General features: G+C 41.2%; 20 protein-coding genes and 1 pseudogene. 8 read left to right on the top strand and 13 right to left on the bottom strand.

What is annotated here, in order from left to right; all coding sequences use genetic code 11:
* Nucleotides 1-14: 14 nt before the first annotated feature.
* From AACX33_RS14370 to AACX33_RS14360, 3 genes are read right to left on the bottom strand one after another with little or no spacing between them, the layout of a single operon-like run.
* A complete protein-coding gene (locus AACX33_RS14370) occupies nucleotides 15-995 on the bottom strand; it encodes an SDR family NAD(P)-dependent oxidoreductase (RefSeq protein WP_193998859.1) in 981 nt (326 codons plus the stop codon).
* Nucleotides 982-2,463, bottom strand: a complete 1,482-nt coding sequence (locus AACX33_RS14365) for an adenylate/guanylate cyclase domain-containing protein (RefSeq protein WP_193998858.1) — start codon at nucleotides 2,461-2,463, stop codon at nucleotides 982-984. Before AACX33_RS14365 ends, AACX33_RS14370 begins: the two co-directional genes overlap by 14 nt.
* Nucleotides 2,460-3,488 (bottom strand): molybdopterin-dependent oxidoreductase, encoded by a 1,029-nt coding sequence (locus AACX33_RS14360; protein ID WP_227788688.1) that lies wholly within the window; start codon nucleotides 3,486-3,488, stop codon nucleotides 2,460-2,462. Before AACX33_RS14360 ends, AACX33_RS14365 begins: the two co-directional genes overlap by 4 nt.
* Before the next feature lie 349 nt (nucleotides 3,489-3,837).
* Here AACX33_RS14360 and pruA point away from each other — a divergent pair, with 349 nt between their 5' ends.
* Together pruA and AACX33_RS14350 are read left to right on the top strand one after the other, a co-directional pair.
* Nucleotides 3,838-6,810, top strand: a complete 2,973-nt coding sequence (gene pruA, locus AACX33_RS14355; protein ID WP_193998857.1) for an L-glutamate gamma-semialdehyde dehydrogenase — start codon at nucleotides 3,838-3,840, stop codon at nucleotides 6,808-6,810.
* Nucleotides 6,811-7,032: 222 nt separating this feature from the next.
* Nucleotides 7,033-8,352 carry a hypothetical protein gene (locus tag AACX33_RS14350; RefSeq protein ID WP_193998856.1) on the top strand — a complete coding sequence of 440 codons (1,320 nt, stop codon included), beginning with the start codon at nucleotides 7,033-7,035 and terminating at the stop codon, nucleotides 8,350-8,352.
* Nucleotides 8,353-8,588: 236 nt separating this feature from the next.
* On the opposite strand, the gene AACX33_RS14345 is transcribed toward AACX33_RS14350, so the two are convergent.
* Nucleotides 8,589-9,077, bottom strand: coding sequence for a hypothetical protein (locus tag AACX33_RS14345; protein ID WP_193998855.1), 489 nt, complete (start codon nucleotides 9,075-9,077; stop codon nucleotides 8,589-8,591).
* Between the two features lie 118 nt (nucleotides 9,078-9,195).
* Here AACX33_RS14345 and AACX33_RS26520 point away from each other — a divergent pair.
* Nucleotides 9,196-9,294: pseudogene (locus AACX33_RS26520) on the top strand (transposase); the annotation flags it as partial.
* A 173-nt stretch (nucleotides 9,295-9,467) separates the two neighbouring features.
* On the opposite strand, the gene AACX33_RS14340 reads toward AACX33_RS26520, so the two are convergent.
* The 4 genes from AACX33_RS14340 to bchM all read right to left on the bottom strand — a co-directional run bounded on the left by AACX33_RS14340 (nucleotide 9,468) and on the right by bchM (nucleotide 11,595).
* Complete coding sequence (locus AACX33_RS14340; protein WP_193998854.1) at nucleotides 9,468-9,848, bottom strand: DUF423 domain-containing protein; 381 nt, start codon at nucleotides 9,846-9,848, stop codon at nucleotides 9,468-9,470.
* An 18-nt stretch (nucleotides 9,849-9,866) separates the two neighbouring features.
* Nucleotides 9,867-10,355, bottom strand: coding sequence for a hypothetical protein (locus tag AACX33_RS14335; protein ID WP_193998853.1), 489 nt, complete (start codon nucleotides 10,353-10,355; stop codon nucleotides 9,867-9,869).
* Between the two features lie 86 nt (nucleotides 10,356-10,441).
* Entirely contained in the window at nucleotides 10,442-10,864 is a 423-nt protein-coding gene (locus AACX33_RS14330; RefSeq protein ID WP_193998852.1) for a hypothetical protein, read from the bottom strand.
* A 44-nt stretch (nucleotides 10,865-10,908) separates the two neighbouring features.
* Complete coding sequence (gene bchM, locus AACX33_RS14325) at nucleotides 10,909-11,595, bottom strand: magnesium protoporphyrin IX methyltransferase (RefSeq protein WP_193998851.1); 687 nt, start codon at nucleotides 11,593-11,595, stop codon at nucleotides 10,909-10,911.
* 290 nt (nucleotides 11,596-11,885) lie between these two features.
* Between bchM and AACX33_RS14320 the strand changes: the two genes are divergently transcribed.
* Entirely contained in the window at nucleotides 11,886-13,964 is a 2,079-nt protein-coding gene (locus tag AACX33_RS14320) for a cation:proton antiporter domain-containing protein (RefSeq protein WP_193998850.1), read from the top strand.
* A 14-nt stretch (nucleotides 13,965-13,978) separates the two neighbouring features.
* Here AACX33_RS14320 and AACX33_RS14315 read toward each other — a convergent pair whose 3' ends face one another.
* The 3 genes from AACX33_RS14315 to nagA are packed head-to-tail and all read right to left on the bottom strand — an operon-like array spanning nucleotide 13,979 to nucleotide 15,899.
* Entirely contained in the window at nucleotides 13,979-14,425 is a 447-nt protein-coding gene (locus tag AACX33_RS14315) for an HNH endonuclease (RefSeq protein WP_193998849.1), read from the bottom strand.
* 12 nt (nucleotides 14,426-14,437) lie between these two features.
* On the bottom strand, nucleotides 14,438-14,716 hold the full coding sequence (locus AACX33_RS14310) for a hypothetical protein (protein WP_193998848.1): 279 nt from the start codon (nucleotides 14,714-14,716) through the stop codon (nucleotides 14,438-14,440).
* A 19-nt stretch (nucleotides 14,717-14,735) separates the two neighbouring features.
* Complete coding sequence (gene nagA / locus AACX33_RS14305) at nucleotides 14,736-15,899, bottom strand: N-acetylglucosamine-6-phosphate deacetylase (RefSeq protein ID WP_193998847.1); 1,164 nt, start codon at nucleotides 15,897-15,899, stop codon at nucleotides 14,736-14,738.
* A gap of 48 nt (nucleotides 15,900-15,947) precedes the next feature.
* On the opposite strand from nagA, the gene purE reads away from it, so the two are divergent.
* The 4 genes from purE (at nucleotide 15,948) to AACX33_RS14285 (ending at nucleotide 21,083) form a co-directional block, all read left to right on the top strand.
* Nucleotides 15,948-16,469, top strand: coding sequence for a 5-(carboxyamino)imidazole ribonucleotide mutase (purE, locus tag AACX33_RS14300; protein WP_193998846.1), 522 nt, complete (start codon nucleotides 15,948-15,950; stop codon nucleotides 16,467-16,469).
* 697 nt (nucleotides 16,470-17,166) lie between these two features.
* Nucleotides 17,167-18,747, top strand: coding sequence for an ammonium transporter (locus AACX33_RS14295; RefSeq protein WP_193998845.1), 1,581 nt, complete (start codon nucleotides 17,167-17,169; stop codon nucleotides 18,745-18,747).
* 248 nt (nucleotides 18,748-18,995) lie between these two features.
* A complete protein-coding gene (locus AACX33_RS14290) occupies nucleotides 18,996-19,754 on the top strand; it encodes an SGNH/GDSL hydrolase family protein (protein WP_193999101.1) in 759 nt (252 codons plus the stop codon).
* A gap of 99 nt (nucleotides 19,755-19,853) precedes the next feature.
* The gene (locus AACX33_RS14285; protein WP_193998844.1) at nucleotides 19,854-21,083 is read left to right on the top strand and encodes a 4-hydroxy-3-methylbut-2-enyl diphosphate reductase; all 1,230 of its coding nucleotides are present in this window, start codon (nucleotides 19,854-19,856) and stop codon (nucleotides 21,081-21,083) included.
* 121 nt (nucleotides 21,084-21,204) lie between these two features.
* On the opposite strand, the gene AACX33_RS14280 is transcribed toward AACX33_RS14285, so the two are convergent.
* Nucleotides 21,205-21,789, bottom strand: coding sequence for a YdeI/OmpD-associated family protein (locus AACX33_RS14280; protein WP_193998843.1), 585 nt, complete (start codon nucleotides 21,787-21,789; stop codon nucleotides 21,205-21,207).
* Nucleotides 21,790-21,867: 78 nt separating this feature from the next.
* A complete protein-coding gene (locus AACX33_RS14275) occupies nucleotides 21,868-24,069 on the bottom strand; it encodes a tetratricopeptide repeat protein (RefSeq protein ID WP_193998842.1) in 2,202 nt (733 codons plus the stop codon).
* Between the last annotated feature and the right edge of the window lie 52 nt (nucleotides 24,070-24,121).

The following is a 24,121-nucleotide window of genomic DNA, read 5'->3' as shown; positions in this document are numbered from 1 at the left end:
GAGAGCTTTTTGGGTTAGGTTTGAGGTGATTTAAGAGTTGTTAGCAGTAGCAATGACCACGGCACTTTAATATCTGGTATCAGCCACGAGTATTTTCTCAGTGTGGGTAAGGCTGCTGGGATCAGAAATTTTATCGAACGTAGCGATGCCGGGACATTACCTTCTTGATCTACAATTCCATATTGTTGAGCTAGTTCGGCGACAATCTGCACTTTTCCGGTACGGCGCATGACATTTGCATCACCAGTCAGGGCTGCAATGACTCGCCCTGTTAACAAGGGAGTTTCCCAGTTATAGTGGTCGGCAATGACTGAGTTTTGTGGGTCAGTAATATTTTCTCCTGCCATGTCATCTGCTAAACGGGAAAATTGCTCAGTACCCACAATACCCGGCCAAATAGACACAGAAGCAACTTTATGAGGTTTGAGTTCTACAGATATATCAGCCGCTAATCGATCGCACGCGGCTTTACCCGCACCGTAGGCTGCACTGAAAATTTGGGACATCCCACCCCATGAAGAAATGGTACAAATTAATCCCTGTTGACGTTTGACCATCATTCTGGCGGCAAAAATACTAGCGACATAGTGGCTACGCAAACCGACGTTGTTCGTCGCATCCCAAAGACTGGTTTCACACTCCCAAAAAGACTTTCCTTGAGTATCTCTTAATGCCTGGACTCCTGAAAAGACATTGTTAACTAATAAATCGAGTTGTCCATTTTGCTCATCTTGGATGCGTTCAAACAGTAAACGCACTTGTTCATCGTCGCGGTGGTCTACTTGGACAGGAATACATATTCCACCGGCTTGTTCAACGGCTATTTGGGTATCGTGGAGATTACCTGAGATTTCACCACTGGCATCGGAGTTATCTAAGCTACGTCCGGTAATATACACAGTTGCACCTGCTTCACCCAGACCAATGGCTATTCCTTTACCAACACCCCGTGTAGCACCTGTGACTAATGTCACTTTTCCTTCAAGGCTTTTCATATATGATTTTATCCTCTACTTCATAAATAGCGATCGCTTCATCTTTACCTCTTAATTTCACGTATTGATCTACTAATCGCAGTGAAAATAATTCTGGCTGAGATAAACTGAAAATTACGGCATCAGTCACCAAAATTCTACAATCATGATATTTAGTTATATTCTCAACCCGTGAGGCGATATTCACCGAGTCACCGACGACTGTAGAATCAATCCGACAAGTAAATCCTACCGTACCCATGACCACTTCACCACGATGAATACCAATACCCACGGCAATTTTTGGTAATCCGTGGTGCGATCGCTCATGATTAAATTGATCCAGAGACTTTTGCATTAAAAGTGCGGCTTTGAGTGCGCCATCAGTAGCTTGATCATCAAACAGCGCCATGATAGCATCACCGATATATTTATCAATAAAGCCGCCTGATTCATCAATAGCCTTTCCCATACAAGCTAAATAGTCATTTAAAAATAAAAAAATTTCCATTGGTGTCATAGCTTCTGACATTGAAGTATAACTGCGAATATCACAGAATAAAATTGTCATTTTCCGCATCGCAGCCATACCGACTTCAATGTTTTCTATTCCTTGGGGAGAGATGACTGAAACAAATTTATTTGGGACAAATCTCTCAAATGATTCTAATGTCTTTTGTAATTTACTAAATGATATCTGCAAGGCGCGTGACATTTCATTTACCGAAATTGCTAATGCGCCAATTTCATCTCCACGACCATAAATATCAGCGCGATGTTGCAAATCTCCATTAGCAATTTTAGCAACGCTCATCTGTAAACGCCGCACTGGGTCACTCAATCGATGTGCTAAAATATAGGCACATACTAAACCAATGTTCAGTCCGATAAAACCTACCATTAAAGCTTTATTCACTGTATTTCTAACAGCAATATCTACCCTTTTTAAAGATATACCTATGCGTAAAGTTCCGAGCTTTTGCTGACTTAATCCCAAAATGTCAGAAGCCACTTCAATCACACGTTCACCACGTTTACCTCTCAGCTTTTCTCCAAAGTAAATATCTGTGAGCAGAAATGTTTCTGATACACGAACCTGAATATTAGAAGAATATATAGCTTGTTTAGTAATATTTAAAGGTACTATATCAGGAATATATTGACTAACAAATTCTGGAGGAGAACCAGCAACGATTTGATTATCAAGACGATTGTCTGAGACAAAAACATAAACGACATCTTGATTTTCTTGCATCAAAAGATGTAAATTGATGCGAATTTGACTCCAATTCTCTTCTGATAATTCGTTAGAGTATGTAGAACTTAAAACTCTAGCCGTAATTTTCGCATCATTTAACTTTTCTTGACGGTAGAGAGTGCTGTCACTTTTTGCCCAGACTGTAACTATAGCAGCAATCAAACCCAGAATCAGCAAAGTAGTTGAAGTCATGATCTGGGTGCGAATAGAACGAAAAGCTAATATTTTCATATTTGTGGAACTAACTCTTCTACAAAAGTCACCCATCGCTGATTCTTAGTTCTGCTGGGACAATTATCACCAAAAGCCAAAGTCACTGGACCCCCCATTTTCGCTGGAATCCGTTGTCTGTCCTCACCCCACCTAGTAACTAGGAGAATATCACATTTGAGTATATCCTCAGTGACTAATTCTATTGGTTCAGTATTTCTGCGGTAAACCAGAGGTTTACCACGCACGACAACAGAACTAATGGTATTTAAATTGACATCAGCTAAAGAGAGAACATCTCGCAGTCTCACACCCTGTAATTTAACTTGACCACTCGGCCACCACACCCGATAACCAACCTTTTGCGTCAGATTAACTTGGGGTAATTGATCTAAATCTGCTAAATTAAGTTCATTGTTGCCTATACTTATTTTGGCTGTTTCTGTTCCAAATATGACATGAGTTACATAAAATGCCCACATCCCTTCATCATACTTTTTTCTAATTTCTGGATGCTGGGTATAGGGAAAAATTAGATAAATCGGTCCACCTTGCTCACGGGGAATTGGTTGACCATCCTTGGCAACTGCTAAAATAATTGGGTACTTAAGTAAATCTTCGATTCTGACCGTCACCTGATAAGCGTCATAACAGACGAAAGTAATTTCCGTAATGTGATTTGGAATACCAAGGCTTTTGACGAGTGAATTTACTGAAATACCTGTGAATTTAAATATCTTTTGAGGATTGACAATGTTATTGCCATCAACAGTATTAATATTAACGGTAGCTAAATCCTGCAATTGTGACCAATTTAATGTTTCCGTTGTCCCTGTTGCTGTCTGACCTTGTATAACTAAATTCCATTCACGCACCTGGTTATTTTGAGCTTTTTCTGCCACCATTTCAGCATTGCGATCGCTCGCCTCTTTACGCCATACTTCCATTTGTGCATTTGTCGGTTGGTTTGTACAACCAGCCAAGTAAGCAATCACACTCACCAAAATTCCTAAAGGTAAGTTTTCCCCAAATCTAGATTTAACCACATTAAAAAATACTTCTTGGAGAGGTGTACAGATTGGTGTTTGCTACCTTACAGTCAGCATTGTAATACTGTTTTACACGGTATAAAAATTGTCTGGAAACAAAATTTATTATCCTGGGTTCCATAGAATGAAGAAGCAGGGGTGCAGGGGGCAGGGTGCAGGGGGGAAACTTCTGTTACCATTACCCAATCCCCAATTCCCAATCTCTTGTAGGGGCGAGTATGGCTACGCCACGCAAGCTATCATCGATATCATTCAAGGAAGAAGGCGGGCATCTTTGCCCTCCCCCACAATATTATTAAACCCGCCCGTAGCAACCATTACCCAATCTCTAAATAAGGAGTTACCAGTGGTATTACAAGTAAAAACCAGCACCTATGAAGCTAAAACTCAAGAAATTGCCAAACAGCTTCTCTCAGCTACCCAAGAAAATCGCTCGTTTTTAGGTTCCCTACGGGATCAAATGCGCTGGGATGATAAATTACTAGCTTGGGCAATGAGTAATCCTGGTTTACGGGTGCAACTATTTCGGTTTATCGACACATTACCCGCTTTACAAAATAAACCAGAAATTGCTGCACATTTACAAGAATATTTAGGAGAAGAATCTGTAGAGTTACCCTCAGCCTTAAAGGGGATGCTGAATTTTGCTAACCCTGATTCTATGCCGGGACAAGTGGCGGCGACTACTGTTTCTACAGCTGTGGAAACTTTGGCGCATAAATATATTTCTGGGGAAAACATTAAACAAGTCATTAAAACAGTTGAACGACTGCGTAAAGATAAAATGGCGTTCACCATTGATTTACTTGGTGAAGCGGTAATTACTGAAACTGAAGCCCAGTCTTATTTAGAACGCTATCTCGAATTGATGCAGCAATTGGTGGAAGCATCAAAGAATTGGGCAGTAATTCCGGCTATTGATCAAGCTGATGGGGAATCCATACCACAAGTTCAAGTTTCTGTCAAGTTAACAGCGTTTTATTCCCAATTTGACCCCTTAGATGCTCAGGGTAGTGAAGAGAGAGTGAGCGATCGCATTCGTATTTTATTACGTCGGGCGAAAGAATTAGGCGCATCTGTGCATTTTGACATGGAACAGTACGCCTACAAAGATTTAACTCTGAATATTCTGCAAAAGCTATTGTTAGAAGATGAGTTTCGACAACGTACAGATATTGGGGTGACAATCCAAGCATATCTGCGTGATAGTGAAGAGGATGCTAAAAAGCTGATTTCTTGGTTACAACAGCGCGGTTATCCTCTTACAGTTCGGTTAGTGAAAGGCGCATATTGGGATCAGGAAACGATTAAGGCTGAACAAAAGCACTGGAAACAGCCAGTTTATAACGATAAAGCGGCTACAGATGCCAACTTTGAAACTATTACTCAGTTGTTGTTAGAAAATCACCAATATGTGTATGCTGCTATTGGGAGTCATAATGTGCGATCGCAAGCTCGTGCAATTGCGATCGCCGAAAGTTTAAATGTCCCTCGTCGTCACTTTGAAATGCAAGTGTTGTATGGGATGGGGGATAAATTAGCTAAGGCTTTGGTGGATCAGGGTTATCGCGTGAGAGTTTACTGTCCTTACGGTGAGTTGTTACCGGGGATGGCTTATTTAATTCGGCGGTTGTTGGAAAATACGGCTAATAGTTCGTTTTTACGGCAAAATCTAGAAAATAGACCGATTGAGGAATTACTCGCGCCACCAATTCCAGCCTCCCCCTCGCTTGCGGGGGGAAATGAGGGGGGGTTCCTCGGTGCGGCGGATACAGATTATGCAGAAGAGGAAGCAACAATGAAGTCTGCTGAAGCTTTTGAATTGGTTCGTCAACAATTGGGTAGGACTTATTTACCTTTGGTGAATGGGGAGTATGTGAATACTTCGGAGTTTGTTGATTCGCTGAATCCTTCTAATTTTAGTGAGGTGGTGGGTCAGGTTGGTTTAATGAGTGTGGCACAGGCGGAAGAGGCGATGCAGGCTGCTAAGGCGGCTTTTCCTGCTTGGAAGAAAACTCCTGTGCAGCAAAGGGCTGGAGTTCTCAGGAAGGCGGCTGATTTGATGGAGTCACGCCGGGCTGAACTTGCGGCTTGGATTGTTTTGGAGGTGGGGAAACCTGTTAAGGAAGCAGATGGGGAGGTTTCTGAGGCGATAGATTTTTGTCGCTACTATGCTGATGAGATGGAACGTCTGGATGCAGGTGTAAACTATGACGTAGCTGGGGAAACGAATCGTTATATTTACCAGGCTAGGGGAATTGTTGTGGTGATTTCTCCCTGGAATTTCCCGTTAGCGATCGCCTGTGGAATGACTGTGGCTGCTTTGGTTGCCGGGAATTGTACTTTGCTCAAACCTGCGGAAACTTCCTCGGTAATTACTGCGAAACTCACGGAAATTTTAGTAGAGGCTGGTATACCTAAAGGTGTATTTCAATACGTCCCCGGCAAGGGTTCCGAAGTTGGTGCTTACTTGGTAAATCATGCTGATACTCACATCATTGCTTTTACTGGTTCTCAGGAAGTGGGTTGTCGCATTTATGCAGAAGCCGCAACGCTGAAACCTGGACAAAAGCACATGAAGCGGGTAATTGCCGAAATGGGCGGAAAGAATGCAATTATCGTTGATGAAAGTGCCGATTTAGACCAAGCTGTGGTCGGAGTAGTACAGTCAGCCTTTGGTTACAGTGGGCAAAAGTGTTCTGCCTGTTCGCGGGTAATTGTCCTGTCACCGGTATATGATGCTTTTGTGCGGCGGTTAGTAGAGGCGACGAAATCTTTAAATATTGGTGAAGCTGAGTTACCCAGTACCCAAGTTGGCCCAGTCATTGATGCTAAGGCACGCGATCGCATCCTGGAGTATATTCAGAAGGGTAAAACAGAAGCACAAGTAGCACTGGAATTAACAGCACCTGCACAAGGATATTATATTGGTCCTGTGATTTTTAGTGAAGTGCCAGCTGATGCGACTATTGCCCAGCAAGAAATATTTGGTCCAGTATTAGCTGTAACGAGAGTGAAGAATTTTGCTGAAGCTTTAGCAGTGGCTAATGGGACTAATTATGCTTTAACTGGGGGGCTTTATTCTAGAACGCCTTCCCACATTCAGCAAGCACAGACGGATTTTGAAGTCGGGAATGTGTATATTAACCGCAATATTACAGGTGCGATTGTAGCTAGGCAACCTTTTGGTGGTTACAAACTTTCTGGTGTGGGTTCTAAGGCTGGAGGCCCTGATTATCTTCTGCAATTCTTAGAACCCCGCACGGTTACGGAAAATATTCAACGCCAGGGTTTTGCACCCATTGAAGGCGCGGAGTAAAGATAATTCTTTTTTTTAACGAACCGCCAAGTACGCCAAGTACGCCAAGGGAAGAAAGAAAAGGAAGAGAAATGCTGAATTATACTCGCAAAAACTCTCTAAAACCCTCTTTCCTTTGTGTCCTTCTCCCAAAGGGAGACGCTAGCGCGAATGTGTCCTTTGCGGTTCGTTCTTTATTTTTCAATAAGTTGGGCGTATACTAAACTAAGTATTAAAAAATATATGACGTTGTTACACAAAATAACTAGTAAATTTGCACGTAATAACACTCAAAACATCTCAGGAATAGACCCATCATTAATTAGCCAAACACCGATAGTGCAGAAACCACCAACAACACCAAAAACGCTGGCTGAATTAGAACAGGAGATACTAAAATCAATGCAAGTTCCCAGTCAATCCGTTGTACAAAAACATGGCAAAACCAACAAAGGTATAGGTAGTAAGCTAGGTACTAAGCTGATTTGGATAGCAATACTTTTGGGAATTCCCGCAGGTGTGCTTTGGGTGGTAAATCTGCCTTACCCGATAATTCGCCGTCCTATGATGCAAAATGCGTCTTTTTTATTGCTCCCCAGTTACATCAGCATAGAACAAAACTATCGGCAGGCATTGGCATCAATGGAGCAAGCTGAACAACTGATTGAAAAACCTACTAGTACAGCTGATTTGGCGTTGGGTGAACAGCAACTACAACAAACAAAAATATATTTAAATAACTTACCAGTTGGATTAATTAATGATAGAAGGGAATACCCATATGGGTGGTATGACTGGCGGTTTAGTGTTTATGGTCTGAATGCAGCCCGTCGTCAAGTAGGACAGCTAGAAGCTAAGGTTTTTCAGGAAAAAAATGCTCAAACCCTGCTCACTGAGCATAGTCAGGCATTCCAGAATGCCAAACAGCAGTATCAACAAGCGACAACAGTAGCTGATAAAAAGTCAGCGATCGCAGCTTGGCGTTCAGCACTGGATAATCTAGAAGAGATTCCCGGCCAAACCCTAGCCGGAAAAACCGCTCAAAGTCAACTAGATGTTTACAAGCGTGATTTTCAGGAAGTTGTGGGATTAGCCGCAGGAAATGAACGCGTTAGTACTTTAATTACCGCAGCGCAGCAATTTTCTTGGCAAGCTGCAAAAGCTGCTCAAAATCCACCGCACACAGTCACTGAATGGCAACAAATAGAAAATTTATGGTCACAAGCCATAAATCGGATAAAACTGATTTCTTCGGAAGATGTGGTAGGTTATGCGGAAGCACAAAAGTTATTAGCAATTTATGAGACTAACTTAGGTCAGATAAAAGTCAGACGACAAGCTGAAGCAGATTCTGTACAGGCTTTAGCAGTGGCACAACGACAAATAGAAAGCTTATTAGCTTCAATTCCCACTGACCCCCAAAATTTGCAGCGCAATCGTGTAATTAGTCAATTACACAGCATTATTAACCAATTAGAAAAAGTGCAAGCAGGTACAACTGTTTATTTAAAAGCTCAAGAGTTATTGCTATCGGCAAATAATAAATTAAAGCAACTCCAGTGAGAATTACAGCAGGTTGCAGGTAGATGAGATACAAAAAGCAATAGTGAAACTCTTGTGGATGAGGGCAAAGATGCCCGCCCTTGTGGACTTCATCAAAATGAACTGTGCTGTATATAACTAATTTGATTACTTTACCAATACTAGGCAATAACAACTAATTACGTAATGTCTAAATACCTAGTAAATGCTAGGTCTTTTTATTGGGCTTAAAAACTTTTACAATTACTAGTGTTTAGCTATTCTTCAGCCAACCAACGTACATAAGGACGGGAGCCGCCTATTCCCTGATATGTGATTGTAGTACTCACCGTTGCTTGTTCCAAATCTAAACGAAAATAAACTTTTCCATTTTGAAATCGAAAATTATATACACGAGGTGCTTCTGACTTAGCATTAGCAACACAGGAAGTATAGGAATTACGTAGCTCTGCCTCATACTCCAAAAATTTCTTACCTGATGCTATTAATTTAGCATTACGAATGTCAGCAACAGCAGTATGTTCCGCGCCACCTTCAATAGGAAGCATGAAAGTCCAAATACCAATGCTTTCAGGGCATATCCCAGCTTGACGTTTGACATTAAGTATCATATTTGGTTTAGATGATATTAAACCGTTAGTAGTTCCTACTACTTTAGTATCTTTAGTACAAGCAGCTAATATCCCTAAACTGACGACTGGAATAACTAGGGATAAGGTCAACAGTTTTAGATTCTTGGAAGACATTCTTCTAGTTACGTTGATAAATAATAAGCATCATCTTACTTTTAAGCAAGTATTTTTAATGACTTATTACATAGTTAAAAAGTTGCGTTTATTATTATCATGAGATTTAAAAATTTACATAATTGACTCCCAAACAGTGAAAAATACCGACAATGCCAGTGTGGAGTCGAAAGGTTTTTGTTTCTACAAAGCTACCAACGGCATTAAAAGGCATCTGGCTATGGGTTCTATACAGCAGTTCCCGGTATTATAAGGTACAGATATTAATGATAAAACTCTTGTGGTGCGGGCATCTTGCCCGCTATGTGTACCTCATAGCAGAAGGAAGTGCTGTATAGCCTTTCCTAGTGGTGTACCTCACTAAGGTCGGAATCGCCATATAGCAACCTCTTAAAACTTCAAACCCCAAGCTGCAAAAGCTAAAGTCCCCCAACCAATGAGAAAAGCTACACCACCTAAAGGGGTAATTGCACCCAAGTATTTCAAACCGGTTAGACTCAGGGCGTACAAGCTACCTGAGAAAATCGCAATACCAATGATGAATAACCACCCAGTAGCTATTAACATTGGTTGAGGCGATGTTGTGCGACTAATTAATAAAGCTACTAACAAAAGTGCCAAAGCGTGGTACATTTGGTAACGTGCGCCAGTATCGAAGATTTCTAGCGATCGCTCACTAATCTTTTCTTTCAACGCATGGGCAGCGAAAGCACCTGCGCCTACAGATAAACCGCCTAAAACGGCAGCTATGCTGATAAATATTTGTGCCATTCCTAATTAGAATTTCTTCTAGATGTCAAAATGATATGATACGCCCCCTTTTTCGCTCACCTGAAAATCAGCATTGAATTCTTTAGCTTTCATATCTAAATACTCTTGTGCGTCTGCGGCTGGTAGTTGACAATTCACCGCCAAGCCTAAAACAGTGACGCGCCCGTTATTTTCTTGTAGCATTTGATAAAAATTCGATTGTAGGCGATCGCTTAGTTGTTGCTGAAGTGCTTTTTTCTCATTCTTGCTTTGACGATACAACCCTAAGCTCATCCAACCGCCTAACATCATTGTCGGTATACCAAAGATTATCCCATTTCTCGCCGTATTATCAAGTAAATAAACCACGGGTTCATTGATAAATTCCTCGGCTACAGCCTCATGGTATCCTGTGGAAATGGGCTTGAGTATAGATTTTTTCTCAGTTGTCGCTGAAACTGATAGTGTCAAAAACATGAATCCCAGCGTTAATAGCCAACCCGCAGCCAATTTTTCAGCAGTCTTCATAATTTCACATCAGATTTTAAACTTTGCTTGCGATTCTAACCTGACTTCTCAAAAGCTTCCATTAAAAACAGGTGAATCTGGAGAATTCAAATATGGAACAAGTAAGTTATATCACCTTGATCAGTGGGTTCAAAAGAGGCGTTGAATTCTTGGGATTTCTCATTCAGATATTCTTTGGCTTGTTTTCCAGGTAGCTTTGCCTCCATTGCCATCTGTAAAACAGTGATTTTACCATGATTGGCTTGAATGATTTGATAAAAAATCGTATCCAGGCGATCGCTTAACTCTTTTTGATTTCTGCGGCGCAAACCCCAAAACATATATCCTCCGCCTGCTGTTAAAGGTACGCCTAAAACTATTCCCCCCAACAGCGTATCCTGTGCTTCTTGTGTTTCTTCTGGAATGTTGTTTTCGTCGTTTAAATCCGATAACGCGCTGACACTAACCATCAAAAATAAAACTCCGAAAGAAAGCATCAACCCAGCACAGACTTTTTTAATGATTTTCATAATTGCGACAGAGGATATTTAGGTATCTTGCCGCAATTTTAACCTTATTTACGTATAGCTTCCAGTAAACGTGAGTAATAAAAACGAGTCTTAGTCATCGCTTGGCGTTGTACCGCAAAGCCATTACTTTCCAGGATTTTCACCACATCAGCCTCACGGTGGAGATAGGCGCGAGTTGCTTTACTTGGCCCAGGAAAGAAACTGCCAATTTTCTTCAGTATAGTCAAAGCGCAGTTTTTGGGCGCAAAACTCATAATTACCCTTGATTCTGCCAAAGAACAAAGGTGAGAAACCATCTCATCCGCTTTTTCTTGAGGATAATGAATCAAAACATCTAAGCAAATAACCGTATGGTAGCTACCACTCAAGGATTCTAAATCCTGGACAGCGAAAGTGGTATTCTCCGAATTTGCCAACGTTGCTAAAGCTCTATCCTTAGCTTCTGTAACCATTTTCTCAGAAATATCACTAGCATAGATTTTAGCACCATCTGCCGCCAAGGGGATGCTCAGACTACCCACACCACAACCCGCATCACAGATTGATAATTCGGGTAAATTACCATCATCCTTCAACCAGCCAATAACTGTATCTACGGTTTGCTGGTGTCCATTGCGGATATCTAACTGGACTTTATTGACTTCACCATCGCCGTAAATTCGCCGCCACCGGTCAAAACCTGTGGAATTAAAATACTCGCGAACAATCGTTTTATCGTCGGCTACGTTCATAAACTTAAATTTTTAACTGTTCCCAATGCTTAAAATTATCATTAATAGCAACCGTCAAGAATACTCTGACATATTTTTTTTAAGAATTTTTTCTCTCACTTAGGGCATACTAAATAATTATATAGGACTCCTATTTGATTTGTAAAAAAACTCAGTACAACTCAAAAAGGCTTTTTCCCACTCCCCACTCCCCACTCCCTACCTACGCAAGTAAGTTCAAAACTAAAAGTGGATTACTATAGATAATACATTAATTTATTTATTTCCTTATTTAGCTTTACTCATTACCAATGACATCAAACTTACTTGACAGTCCCATTATTCAGTTTACAATTCTTCTGACAGTAATTTTCACTGTCCCGCCTATATTTGAGCGACTGCGAATACCTGGATTAGTTGGTTTGCTGGTAGCAGGTGTAGTGCTAGGGCAAAATGGGTTAAAGCTTTTAGACACCAACTCTGAAACAGTGAAACTGCTTTCAGATATCGGCAAAGTTTATTTAATGTTTGTTGCCGGATTGGAAATTGATTTAGGACAGTTTCGCAAAACGAAAAATCGCTCAATCGTCTTTGGAATTCTCACATTTTTAGTGCCATTAATTGCTGGTATAGCTGTGGGGCGATTGTTCAATTTTGGCTGGAATGCTTCGGTTCTGATTGGTTCTTTACTAGCCTCCCATACTCTGTTGGCCTATCCCATCGTCAGTCGTTTGGGAGTTGTGATGAATGAAGCCGTGACAGTTACAGTCGGGGCCACAATTTTTACTGACACAGCTGCTTTGTTAGTCCTAGCAATTTGTGTAGGAATTCATGGGGGAGAATTCACAATCCTGAGTTTAGTAACTTTATTAGGTGGATTAACAATTTACTCTCTCATTGTGTTATTTGGCTTTGATTGGGTAGGTAAAGAATTTTTTCGCCGTTCAGGAGATGAACAAAGTAATCAATTCTTATTCATTCTACTAGCTTTATTTTTGGCATCTGTGGGAGCGCAGATAGTTGGAGTTGAAAAAATTGTTGGGGCATTTTTAGCCGGTTTAGCAGTCAATGATGTTGTGGGACGCAGCCCAGTTAAAGAAAAAATTGAATTTATCGGCAGCGTCTTATTTATCCCTTGTTTCTTTGTCGATATGGGATTGTTAATTAATATCCCGGCATTTATCAAAACCCTCAGTTCAGTTTGGCTGACAGTAGTAATTGTCGTAGCTTTGATTTCTAGCAAATTTATAGCGGCATTATTAGCAAAGTTAATTTACCGCTACAACAATGCACAAATGGTGACAATGTGGTCGTTATCACTGCCACAGGTAGCAGCGACATTAGCAGCAGCCTTGGTTGCCTATCAAACATTAAATCCTGCTGGTGAAAGGCTCATTAGTGAAGGTGTCTTAAATAGTGTGATTGTCCTCATGCTAGTTACTTCCATTATGGGGCCATTAATCACAGCCAGATTTGCCGCGTTATTACAAATGCCCCAGACAGATTTTGAAACAGAAAGTCTCTCAACTTGGTGGGAAAGTCATGAAGGACAGCCGCTAGAAGAAACTCAGAATATATTCACTGTTTTAGTCCCAATATATAACTCTAAAACACAGCGTTATTTGATTGAAATGGCAGCCTTAATAGCTCAACATGAATCTGGGCGAATTTTGCCATTAGCTGTTACTAAAGCTCATGTTCACATGGATGATCCACAATTAGGAATATCACTAGAACAAAGTCAGCAAAGATTAAAATTAGCTAAAGAAATCAGTCAAGAATTTGATGTGAAAGTGTTAACTTCAATTCGCATTGATGATGATATAGCTTTGGCAATTAGCCGCACCAGTCGTGAACAAAATGCGAGTTTAGTCGTAATGGGTTGGTCTCGAACCACAGGTTTACGCGCCCGCTTATTTGGTAATGTCATCGATAGCGTTTTCTGGTCTTCTCACTGTCCGGTTGCAGTCACACGCCTGGTAAGTAGTCCCAAGACAATTGCCCGAATTATTGTGCCAATTGGAGATTTAAGACCTCAAACCATCAGCGCTTGGCGGTTTGCAGAAATGTTGGCTGATGTGAATAAGGCAGAGGTTGTACTATTACACGTTTCTAATAGCAAAACTCCTTCTAATTTAGTAGAAGAATTTACAACTCAATTGTCTGATATTGTTGCTAAAAGTCAGTTACAGGTAAATACAAATATCCAAATTATTATCGATGATGATGTTGCTAAAGCCATAGTTCGGGAAGCTCAATCCTTTGATTTAGCTGTGTTACGTTCTGTCCGTTATCGTACCACAGGTGGGTTAGCTGTCAGCCAAGTGACAACTCAGGTGATTGAAGAGTTAACAGGTTCTATTGTGTTATTAGGAGAGGCACATCTTTAGATGTTGAAAAACTTTTAATTTTTAATCGGATCATTTGGTGGTGGATGTCTTCCAATTGCTCGATCAGCAGCACGAATATTCATTATCCTGGCACGGTTGAATGCTAATGCTGCTACTGTGGCACGTCCTGTTGGTGTCAAGCCAATTACTGAGAGTGTATCTGTTGACCAAATAAAGTGTTCTTGCCAATTATCAGTGCGAGGATTAAATAAAGGCACTTCCGATAATGTTTGGGCATCAAATGCTTTCACCTTATCAGATTTTTGGCGATTGCAATGAAAACACGCTAAAGCTAAATTATTAATTGAGTTCGCACCATGTTTAGAAATAGGAATTACATGGTCTACAGTGAAGGAGACATACTGCCATTGTTCCGAAGCATGACAATATTCGCACAAAAAATTAGCTCGTTGTTTGACTTGATATTGAGTAGCTTCACTAATGAAACGATTGGCAGACAAATTAATAATTACCTATAATGAGCTTGGGTTTTGAGTTAGGGACGTATTTCTAATAATTCGATTTACCAAACTCAGATAATCATCTAATTCTTCATATTCATCTAATTCTGTTTCTTCTTCCGTAGTCAGGGTAAACTCTTTTTGTTTCATTAATAATGCTTCAATTCGTCCCTGAACTAAGCTAGAAGCCAGAAATATCGGCACACCTTCTACAAAATCGATGCGGACAGCACCATCTAAGGGCAAACTTTTAGGTAAGTACGAAAATTTCAGAGGTAAATTAGTTGTCATTGCATTTATGCCCAACAATTCAGGTAAATAATCTTTGCCAAGTTAATTGTTTTGTACTTTCATTCTTCTGCCAGCGTAACAAATTGGCAACTGGACTAGAAATAATGCCGGGTAAATTCATCGCTTGTCTCGGTGCATTTGTAGCCAAGGCGATCGCACTTTCTAGATCACACACTCCCCAGTTTACCAAGTTTTGCACTCCCAGCAATAAGGGTAAAGTCGTCCCTGATAAAGTCCCATCGGCTAATCTGGCTGTACCGTTTTTCACTTCAATCTGCCGACTGTCCCAAGGATACACGCCATCGGGTAGCCCCAGAGGTGCGAGGGCATCACTCACCAAAAATAGCCCTTGTGCTTCATTGCTGGCGCGGAGGAGAATTTGCAGCATAGTTGGTGTAACGTGTTCACCGTCGGCAATAAAACCACACATAACATCAGGATGGATAATTGCTGCACCTAATAGTCCCGGTTCGCGATGATGTAATGGCGGCATGGCGTTGAAAGCATGGGTTACCATTGTTGCCCCCTGTTTAAAAGCAGCTTGTGCTTGGGCTGCTGTTCCCTGGGAATGCCCTAAACTCACAATTATCCCCAAAGAACGCAAATATGGGATTACTTCCCCAGTGGTGTCTAATTCTGGCGCTAAGGTGATCACTTTCACAACATGGGCATAATTTCCCAAAACTCTTTTTACCTGATCAATTGTCAGAGGTAATAAATACTCGTCTGGGTGTGCGCCCCGCTTTTGGTAGTTTAAAAATGGCCCTTCTAGATGTACCCCCAAAATCTTTGCACCTACTTTTTGCGTGGGGAGAATATCAGCAATTATGGCGATCGCGCGCTGTATATTTTCTATTGAAGTTGTGACTAAGGTTGGTAAAAATCCATCTACCCCTACATCCCAGAGAAATTGGGATATTTTAGGCATAATCTCCGCATTTTCAGGATTTAAATCGGGAAATGCCAACCCTAACGCCCCATTAATCTGTAAATCAACACCGCCCAAAGAAATCCGATCACCGCCAACATCTAGTGAGGACTCACAGCCTGTAACTACCGGACTCATGGGCGAGATTTGCTCAATTATCCCCTGATGGTTAACTGAGATTCTTTGTAAATCTTGATAACCAGTGACTCGCGCATTGATAATGTCTATGGGGTTTTGTGTTGCTTTGGTGATCATAAAAGTTAGCCAAAATCCAAAATCTAAAATCCAAAATCCAAAATTAATATGGCTCCTTTAATCGGTATTATCATGGGCAGCGATTCAGACTTGCCCACCATGAAAGATGCGATCGCAATTTGTGAAGAATTTGGCGTTGAGGTTGAAGTAGCAATTGTTTCTGCCCATCGGACTCCAGAACACATGGTGCAGTATGCCCAACAAGCCCATGAAAGAGGGCTGAAGGTAATTATTGCCGGGGCGGGCGGCGCAGCCCATCTTCCCGGAATGGTAGCAGCTTTAACCCCACTGCCTGTAATTGGCGTACCTGTAGCCACACGCAACTTACAAGGAGTTGATTCTTTATATTCCATTGTACAGATGCCTGGCGGTATCCCAGTCGCAACAGTGGCAATAGGTAACGCGAAGAATGCTGGGCTGTTGGCGGTGCAAATTCTCGCTACCCAGCAACCAAAATTACTGGAAAAAGTCCAACAATACCGCCAAAGTCTCTCTGAATCGGTAATGGCAAAGCAAGCCAAACTAGAACAACTGGGCTATGAGCAATATTTGCAACAAGAATTGTTGTAGCATCACAGAAATAGCTATTTGTTGATTTTTAAGGCTTCTCCTAGCAGCAAGTCAACAGAGAAAAGTGACTTGATAGTAACAATTTATTCATTTTTGTTAGCCAAAATTAATAATTTTCGGGAATTTTGGCTTTTGAAGTCAGAGAATGCTGACAATGTAAAGGATACAGCTTCTGGCATCAAATACTTACAGGCTATGATCACAGTCAAAAAAAATAAAAAAGTATCTGGGAATACAGAATTTTAGTGAAAGTAAATAGAGAATCAGTCAACTTTATGGGTGACTTTACCAAGGGTTGCCAGATAAATCACTGTGATCATGCCAGGTTTTGGACACTCTAAACAATTAAAATTCAGTAACATTTGCTACTAATTAATGTAGTATTCACGCAAAAAATCACAATTTTGGGGATTTTTCTTCACCAAGCATGACTATTTCTAGATGCAAAATTTCCGTAAAAGTGAAGGAGGCTTGACTGTTTCAGAAACTAGATCATATTTTCTTCATAAAATCATCAAAATATATTTACAAATGTACCCATAGTTTCCTAAACTCCTATTTGGCTTATGTAAATTTTATGCTTTGTCAGCTAGTGGTCTGGATGACTATCAAAAAGCACCAGTTTTAACTTCGGGCGTTAGTTTTTTGGCTGAATTTGTGTTGTTAAGTTCAAGGTTGGAGGCTGTAATTTAAAATCATGTACAAACAAAAGTCGAAAAGAAAAAATCGGCAACCTTTTGCGAAAAAATCCCCTACAAATACACAACTTAATGCAAACTTTCAGAAATTTAAGCTAGCAATTAAGAAACTCTCTCCTAGCTGGCAAGCCTGCTTACCTTTAGCTTGTTTAATAGTTTTGGGCTGGGGTTATGTCGCAGTTGCCCAAACACCAGATGCCGGGCCAACAACAGCAGAACTAAAAGTGGCGCTGGATACTCTTTGGGTAGCGATCGCGGCTTTTTTAGTATTCTTTATGAATGCTGGTTTTGGGATGTTAGAAACTGGCTTCTGTCGGCAGAAAAACGCTGTCAACGTTCTCTCAAAAAACTTAATTGTTTTTGCTCTAGCTAGTATTGCCTTTTGGGCAATTGGCTTTGGGATTATGTTTGGCAATGGCAATGACTTCTTCGGAATGTCTGGCTTTTTCCTTTCAGGAGGAGGAGATAACAGTCCTGTAACAGGCGATGCTTATCAAGGTGTCTTCAGTTCTCTGAGTTGGGCGGGTGTGCCGTTAGCCGCCAAGTTTTTATTTCAATTGGCATTTGCCGGAACTGCGGCCACAATTGTTTCTGGTGCGGTTGCCGAACGGATTAAATTTGTTGACTTCTTAATCTTCAGCCTCCTACTTGTCGGTATTGCCTATCCAGTCACCGGACATTGGATTTGGGGTGGTGGTTGGTTAAGTCAGTTTGGATTCTGGGATTTTGCTGGTTCTACCGTCGTTCACTCAGTTGGTGGTTGGGCTGCTTTAATGGGAGCCGCATTTCTGGGGCCACGCCTCGGTAAATATCAAGATCAGCAAGTTGTGGCTATACCTGGTCACAATATGAGTATTGCTACCTTGGGCTGTTTAATTCTTTGGTTGGGCTGGTTTGGTTTTAACCCCGGTTCCACAATGGCTGCTGATGCCAATGCGATCGCTCATATAGCTCTCACCACTAACATGGCTGCTGCGGCGGGTGCAGTTGGCGCTACAGGTACAGCTTGGATTTACTTAGGTAAGCCAGACTTATCAATGATTATCAATGGCGTTTTGGCTGGCTTGGTAGCCATTACAGCTTCTTGTGCTTACGTGAGTATTCCGGCTTCTTTAATCATTGGTTTCATTGGCGGAGTCCTAGTAGTGTTCTCCGTGACCCTCTTTGATAAAATCCGCATTGATGACCCAGTAGGAGCCACCTCAGTTCACTTAATTTGCGGTATCTGGGGAACTCTAGCCGTTGGACTCTGGTCTGTCGGACCTGGTGTTTATTCCTGGTATGGTGAAGGTGCAGGCCCCATTGCGGGTTTATTTGCTGGTGGTGGCTTGGGACAGTTATTCATTCAACTCGTTGGAGTTCTGTGTGTTGGTGGGATGACCGTTGTTCTCAGCAGCATCTTCTGGCTATTCCTCAAGGCTGCTTTCGGTGGTATCCGAGTATCTCGTGAAGAGGAATTAGAAGGTTTGGATATCAGCGAACACGGTATGGAAGCATATCACGGATTTCTCACAGAAACTAACCCTGGAGGATTCCCCGAAGGATATGGTTCCAGCGGCATATCACAAGACAAATTTTAAATCTTTTTGATTGCTGATCAATACCCGCCCACGAGACCTTTGAGATTGGTTCCGTGGCGGGTTTTTTAATTTTAAGTTTTATAATCGCATTCAGTCTGCCTCGCTAATTTGTCAGCATAGTGTGACATATTGGCGCTGGGGATTGAGAACCTAAGTCAAGTTATTGGTATATTTTGCTATTCGTGTCCACTTCTGCAAAAACTTTTCCGATCTGGGGATTTTTCTTGCTGGTAACCAACAGCATACTAATGTTGGCGGTGATCTTGCTCATTTGGCAACAGCAGCGATTGAAGACTGTTTTTGGCAATCCACTCTCCCCGGATCAAATTCGTCAAACCCAAGCTGTTACAACAGATTTAGGAACTCGTCATCAACTCAGTTATCAACAGTGGGTAGATATTCTCAAGCAAGAAGCCAAAGTCGCGTCTGATCAACCTCCTCAGCGTTTAAGCATCCTCACAGGAGATTCTCTGACTCTGTGGTTTCCCCCTGAGTTGTTACCCGAAGATAGAAACTGGCTTAATCAGGCAATTTCGGGCGAATCCAGCGACGGTCTTTTAAAAAGATTAGAGTTATTTGACAGTACCCAGCCAGAGGTAATTTTTGTGATGATTGGCATTAATGACCTCATCCGGGGGGTCAGCAATCAAGTGATTTTAAATAATCAGCGACGAATTATCACTTACCTCCGGAAGACACATCCCCAAGCGCAAATTGTTGTCCAGTCGATTTTGCCTCATGGGAATGAAGCAGCAACTTGGGAGGGAAAAGAGAAACTACGGAACATTCCCAACAGTCGGATTCGCCAATTAAATCAACAACTACAAAACACAGCTACCAAACTCGGTGTTAAATATCTGGACTTGTATCCTTTATTTACCAACCAGCAGGGGAATCTCCGCAGTGAATTTACTACTGATGGTTTACATTTGAGTCCCACAGGTTATGTAGTTTGGCGGACTGCGTTACAAATGTATAGCAATATGGAAGTAGAGAGTAGGAAGTAGGAAAAATATATCGCTTAATTTCTCGATATTTTTCCATTCCCGATAAAATCGCCTCCTAGCACGAGAAAATAAGAAATAGTAATTTAAATTGCCAGAACAATGGATACAAAAGCTTTTAAACGTACATTGCAACATTCAGAAAATTACAATCGTCAGGGATTTGGTCACAAAGCAGAAGTCACTACCCAGTTGCAATCTGAGTATCAAAGTAGCTTGATTCAAGAAATCCGCGATCGCAATTACATATTGGAACGAGATGATGTCACCATCAGACTAGCCCAAGCCTTTGGTTTTTGCTGGGGTGTAGAACGCGCTGTCGCAATGGCTTATGAAACCCGTCAGCATTTCCCTACAGAACGCATCTGGATTACTAACGAGATTATTCACAATCCCTCTGTGAATAACCGGATGCTAGAAATGAACATCGGATTTATCCCTCTACAAGCAGGGAAAAAGGATTTTTCCGTGGTAGAAACTGGTGATGTGGTCATCCTACCCGCATTTGGAGCCAGCGTTCAAGAAATGCAAATTCTCCATGATCAAGGTTGCAAAATTGTGGATACCACTTGTCCTTGGGTATCTAAAGTTTGGAATACCGTGGAAAAGCACAAAAAAATTGCTTACACTTCCATTATTCACGGTAAATATAAGCACGAAGAAACAGTTGCGACTAGTTCCTTTGCAGGCAAATATCTGATTGTGCTGAATTTACAAGAAGCCCAATATGTTGCAGACTATATTCTTCATGGTGGCGATGGCTCTGCCCGCCGTAGGCATCGCGCCGAATTTTTGCAAAAATTTGCCAAAGCTTGTTCGGCAGGATTTGACCCTGATCAGGACTTACAACGAGTTGGGATTGCTAACCAAACTACCATGCTCAAAGATGAAACAGAGCAAATGGGCAAGTTGTTTGAGCGGACAATGATGCAGAAGTATGGAACTATGGAGTTAAATCAGCATTTCCAAAGCTTTAATACCATCTGTGATGCTACTCAAGAACGGCAAGATGCCATGTTGGAATTAGTACAACATAATTTAGACTTCATGCTAGTAATTGGGGGATTTAATTCCTCAAATACGGCTCAATTACAACAAATTGCGGCGGACAGAAAAATTCCTTCCTATCACATTGATTGTGTGGAACGGATTAAATCAGCAAATGCCATTGAACATCGCCAATTAAATGGTGAATTAGCGATCGCTCACAACTGGCTACCCAATGGCAAAATTGTTGTGGGAGTGACTTCAGGTGCTTCTACCCCAGATAAAGTAGTCGAAGATATCATGGAAAAGATTTTCGCATTAAAAGCATTAGTCCCAGCACTTTAACTCTTGAATTTGTGTTATCTGTGCCTCTGTGGTGAAACAAATTACCATTAAAATACAAAGGTACAAGGAGAATTCTCAAGGCAGGATTCTCTTTTTTGTGATCTTAATTTACAAATAAATTTTAAGAATTTGCTTTAATATTTGCACTTGCTAATCTCACAGTTTCATCAATTCTTTTTTGTCGAGTTTCAATTTTTTTTGCATTAAAAATCCACTCTAATATCCCACGTTTTGAAGAACGGGAAAACTTTTGCCAATATTCAAATGCTACTTTATTTTGGTCAAATGCTTTCTGTAGATCATCAGGAATAGTGAGATTTTCTACTTCATCTAGTGCATCCCAATTGCCATTTTGTTTAGCAATGTTGATCATTTCTAGTCCAGATGAAGTCATTAAATTTTCACTAATGAGCGTTGCAACTTTTATTTTGTTTACTCTACTCCAATTACTTTTGGGATTCCGTTTAGAGAAGAATTGATAATAACTATCTTGATCTCGTTTGTTTGCTTTACTATCTATCCAACCAAAACATAATGCTTCATCCACTGCTTCAGGATAATAAACGCTCGGCACTTTACTTGTTGTTTTGTAAATAATTAGCCAAACAGATTTTTCTGATTGATGATTTTCCTCTAACCATTTACGCCATTCGTTTCTTGTCTGAGCATAAAAAGTTTTGATCCCGTTTTTGAGTTCGTTTACCACATTGAATGTTTTCCATCTATGAAAATTTTTTCTGTGTTAATGTTTTTAACTAAAAAAAATGTCTTCCCCACACCCCATCTACAACTTAGGTAAAATTTCCGGTAACAAATCACCAGGAACCTGAGATAAAGCCAAATTTTGGCCTTGTATCCCCAATTCACTGTGGAAAGCCCGAATCGTTTTCACTACATAAATAAAGGTTGTTTGATAAGCTTCTGATTGTTGGTTGAATCCATTTAAGGCTTGCAAATGATGATGTAATGCCGCTTGTAAGTGTTGCGAACTGGCAGCTTTGTCACCATGAAAAGAATTATCTGTGACTAACTGATAATGAGCTAATCCCAAATTATTGTGAGCTGCATACAAATCAAAACTTAAAGGTGTACCGCTCAGAGAGTTAGCCAAGGCAATAGCTTCATCATAAGCGTCGATAGACAATTGTAATAATTTTTGTCGTAACTCTTTAGTGGTTTGAGATAAGTTTGCTAAATGCCAGTAGGCAGTACCGAGATTATTTTGTGTCGCCGCGCAGGCGCTGGGAACATGAGCCGGAGTGCGATATTTTAAAGCTTCGCGGTAAACATCAATGGCTAGTTGCAGATTTTTGGCTGGTTCTTCGTCGTATTGTGCCAGATTCCAGTAGGCAGTGCCGATATTATTTTGAATCATCCCATACTTCAACGGTTCCTGTTCGGGGCTGTAGTGAGCCAGGGCTTGACTGTATGAGGCGATCGCTTTTTGCAAATGCACTACTGGTTGATTGTACTGCCCTAAATGCCAGTAAGCAGTGCCTAAATTATTTTGGCAGGCAGCATACTTTAACGGTTCCATGTCGGCTGTACGATAGCGTAGGGCTTCACTGTAAGCTAATACTGCTTGTTGCCAATTGTCCGATGGATTAGCAAAACGAGCTAAATCACCATAAGCAGTACCGAGATTATTTTGGACTCGTGCATAAGTTTCTGACTGTGTTTGGGGAGATATCAGGTTTAAAGCCAAATGATAAAATTCAATTCCCTGTTCTATATAAGCTTTCCCTTCCCCTGAGTTATGGGGGGCGCGGTACAGCATCCAATAAAGTGTCCCCAAGTCATTTAAAATATCTGGTAGTTGCGGTGATGTTTCATCGTAGGCGATCGCTTCCTGATAGGCGAGAATTGCCACCATCAAATTTTCCAGAGTTGATTTACCCTGTTCAATGCGGAGGCGATATAAGTTTCCTAAGTGATGATACGCTGTCGCCAATACCTCTCCAGAGGCTTTTCGTGAGTGTAATTCTTCAATCTCTAAGAGAATTTGCTGTGGTTGTTGGTTATCCTCTCCATCTCCAGCAGTCGTATTGATCATTGGGATGATTAGCTCAGTTAACTCCTTGCTAATATGAGATAACGACAATTGGGATAGGCTATTACCTTGACTGGATATAGCAGTGGATTTCTGTTGCTGCGTTGCAGCCTTCAATAATTCCGAAGTTAAAGGCCAAGCTTCTTGTTCTTTACCTGGATGATTCGTTGCTGATTCCACGGGAAAGTCAAAGTCATCTCCAAATTTTAAGCCGTTGGCAGACGTGGCTTTGAGTTCTGCTTCAATGACTGATTCATCAAGAACAGATTGCTCAATATCTTCTAAATCCAAATTTCTCGAACTGGAAGAACCTTGATTTTGTGTCGTTGGTGTCGGTTCCCCCGCAAACACAAACACACCAGTACGCCAACGCCAAAACTGTGGTGCTGACTGCTGAATGGCAGACAACCAAGGACGTGATACCCACAACAGCACGCTGGATTCTAGAAACCGACTGGACTCTGGATGCGAAAAATTTTCATCACTTAAGCGGAGATAGTGTAAAAATAAACGCTGTATCGCTACTGGTTGTTTGGTTAACTGCTCCGCACCGACAATCTGAAATATCGGTATGGGTAGGCTTCTCCCAGACGTGTCTTTTGATGCACCAATAATTGGTGGGGGATAATTAGCCAGCCATTGATTTATATGCTCTATGGGATTGGGATCACTTAAATTCAACCTTAAGGTGACTAATCGCGGATAAGCTGGAGTGCTAGTTTCATGACCATCGACAGGTTTATATAGCACTTGCCCCACTGGGTAAGCTAAAGTAGAGTGCAAACGAGCAGCTACTTGATTTCGCAAGTGTAAATTATCACTGACAGCAAAAAAAACTTGTCTTCTTAAACCAAGACTGAGGGCAAGTTTTAGACGATGATATACTTGTCGATTCCAAGCAAAATTATTGGGGTGTGTAGTATCATTCACGCTCATGGCGGCTAAGAAGCCAAAACATGGTACATATAATAAATTTCACAGGATACAT

This window comes from Nodularia sp. LEGE 04288 (assembly GCF_963896525.1).
In the GTDB taxonomy this organism is placed as follows: domain Bacteria; phylum Cyanobacteriota; class Cyanobacteriia; order Cyanobacteriales; family Nostocaceae; genus Nodularia.
The sequence above is the reverse complement of the archived record's forward strand: the minus strand, read 5'-3'. Positions and strand labels throughout refer to the sequence as shown.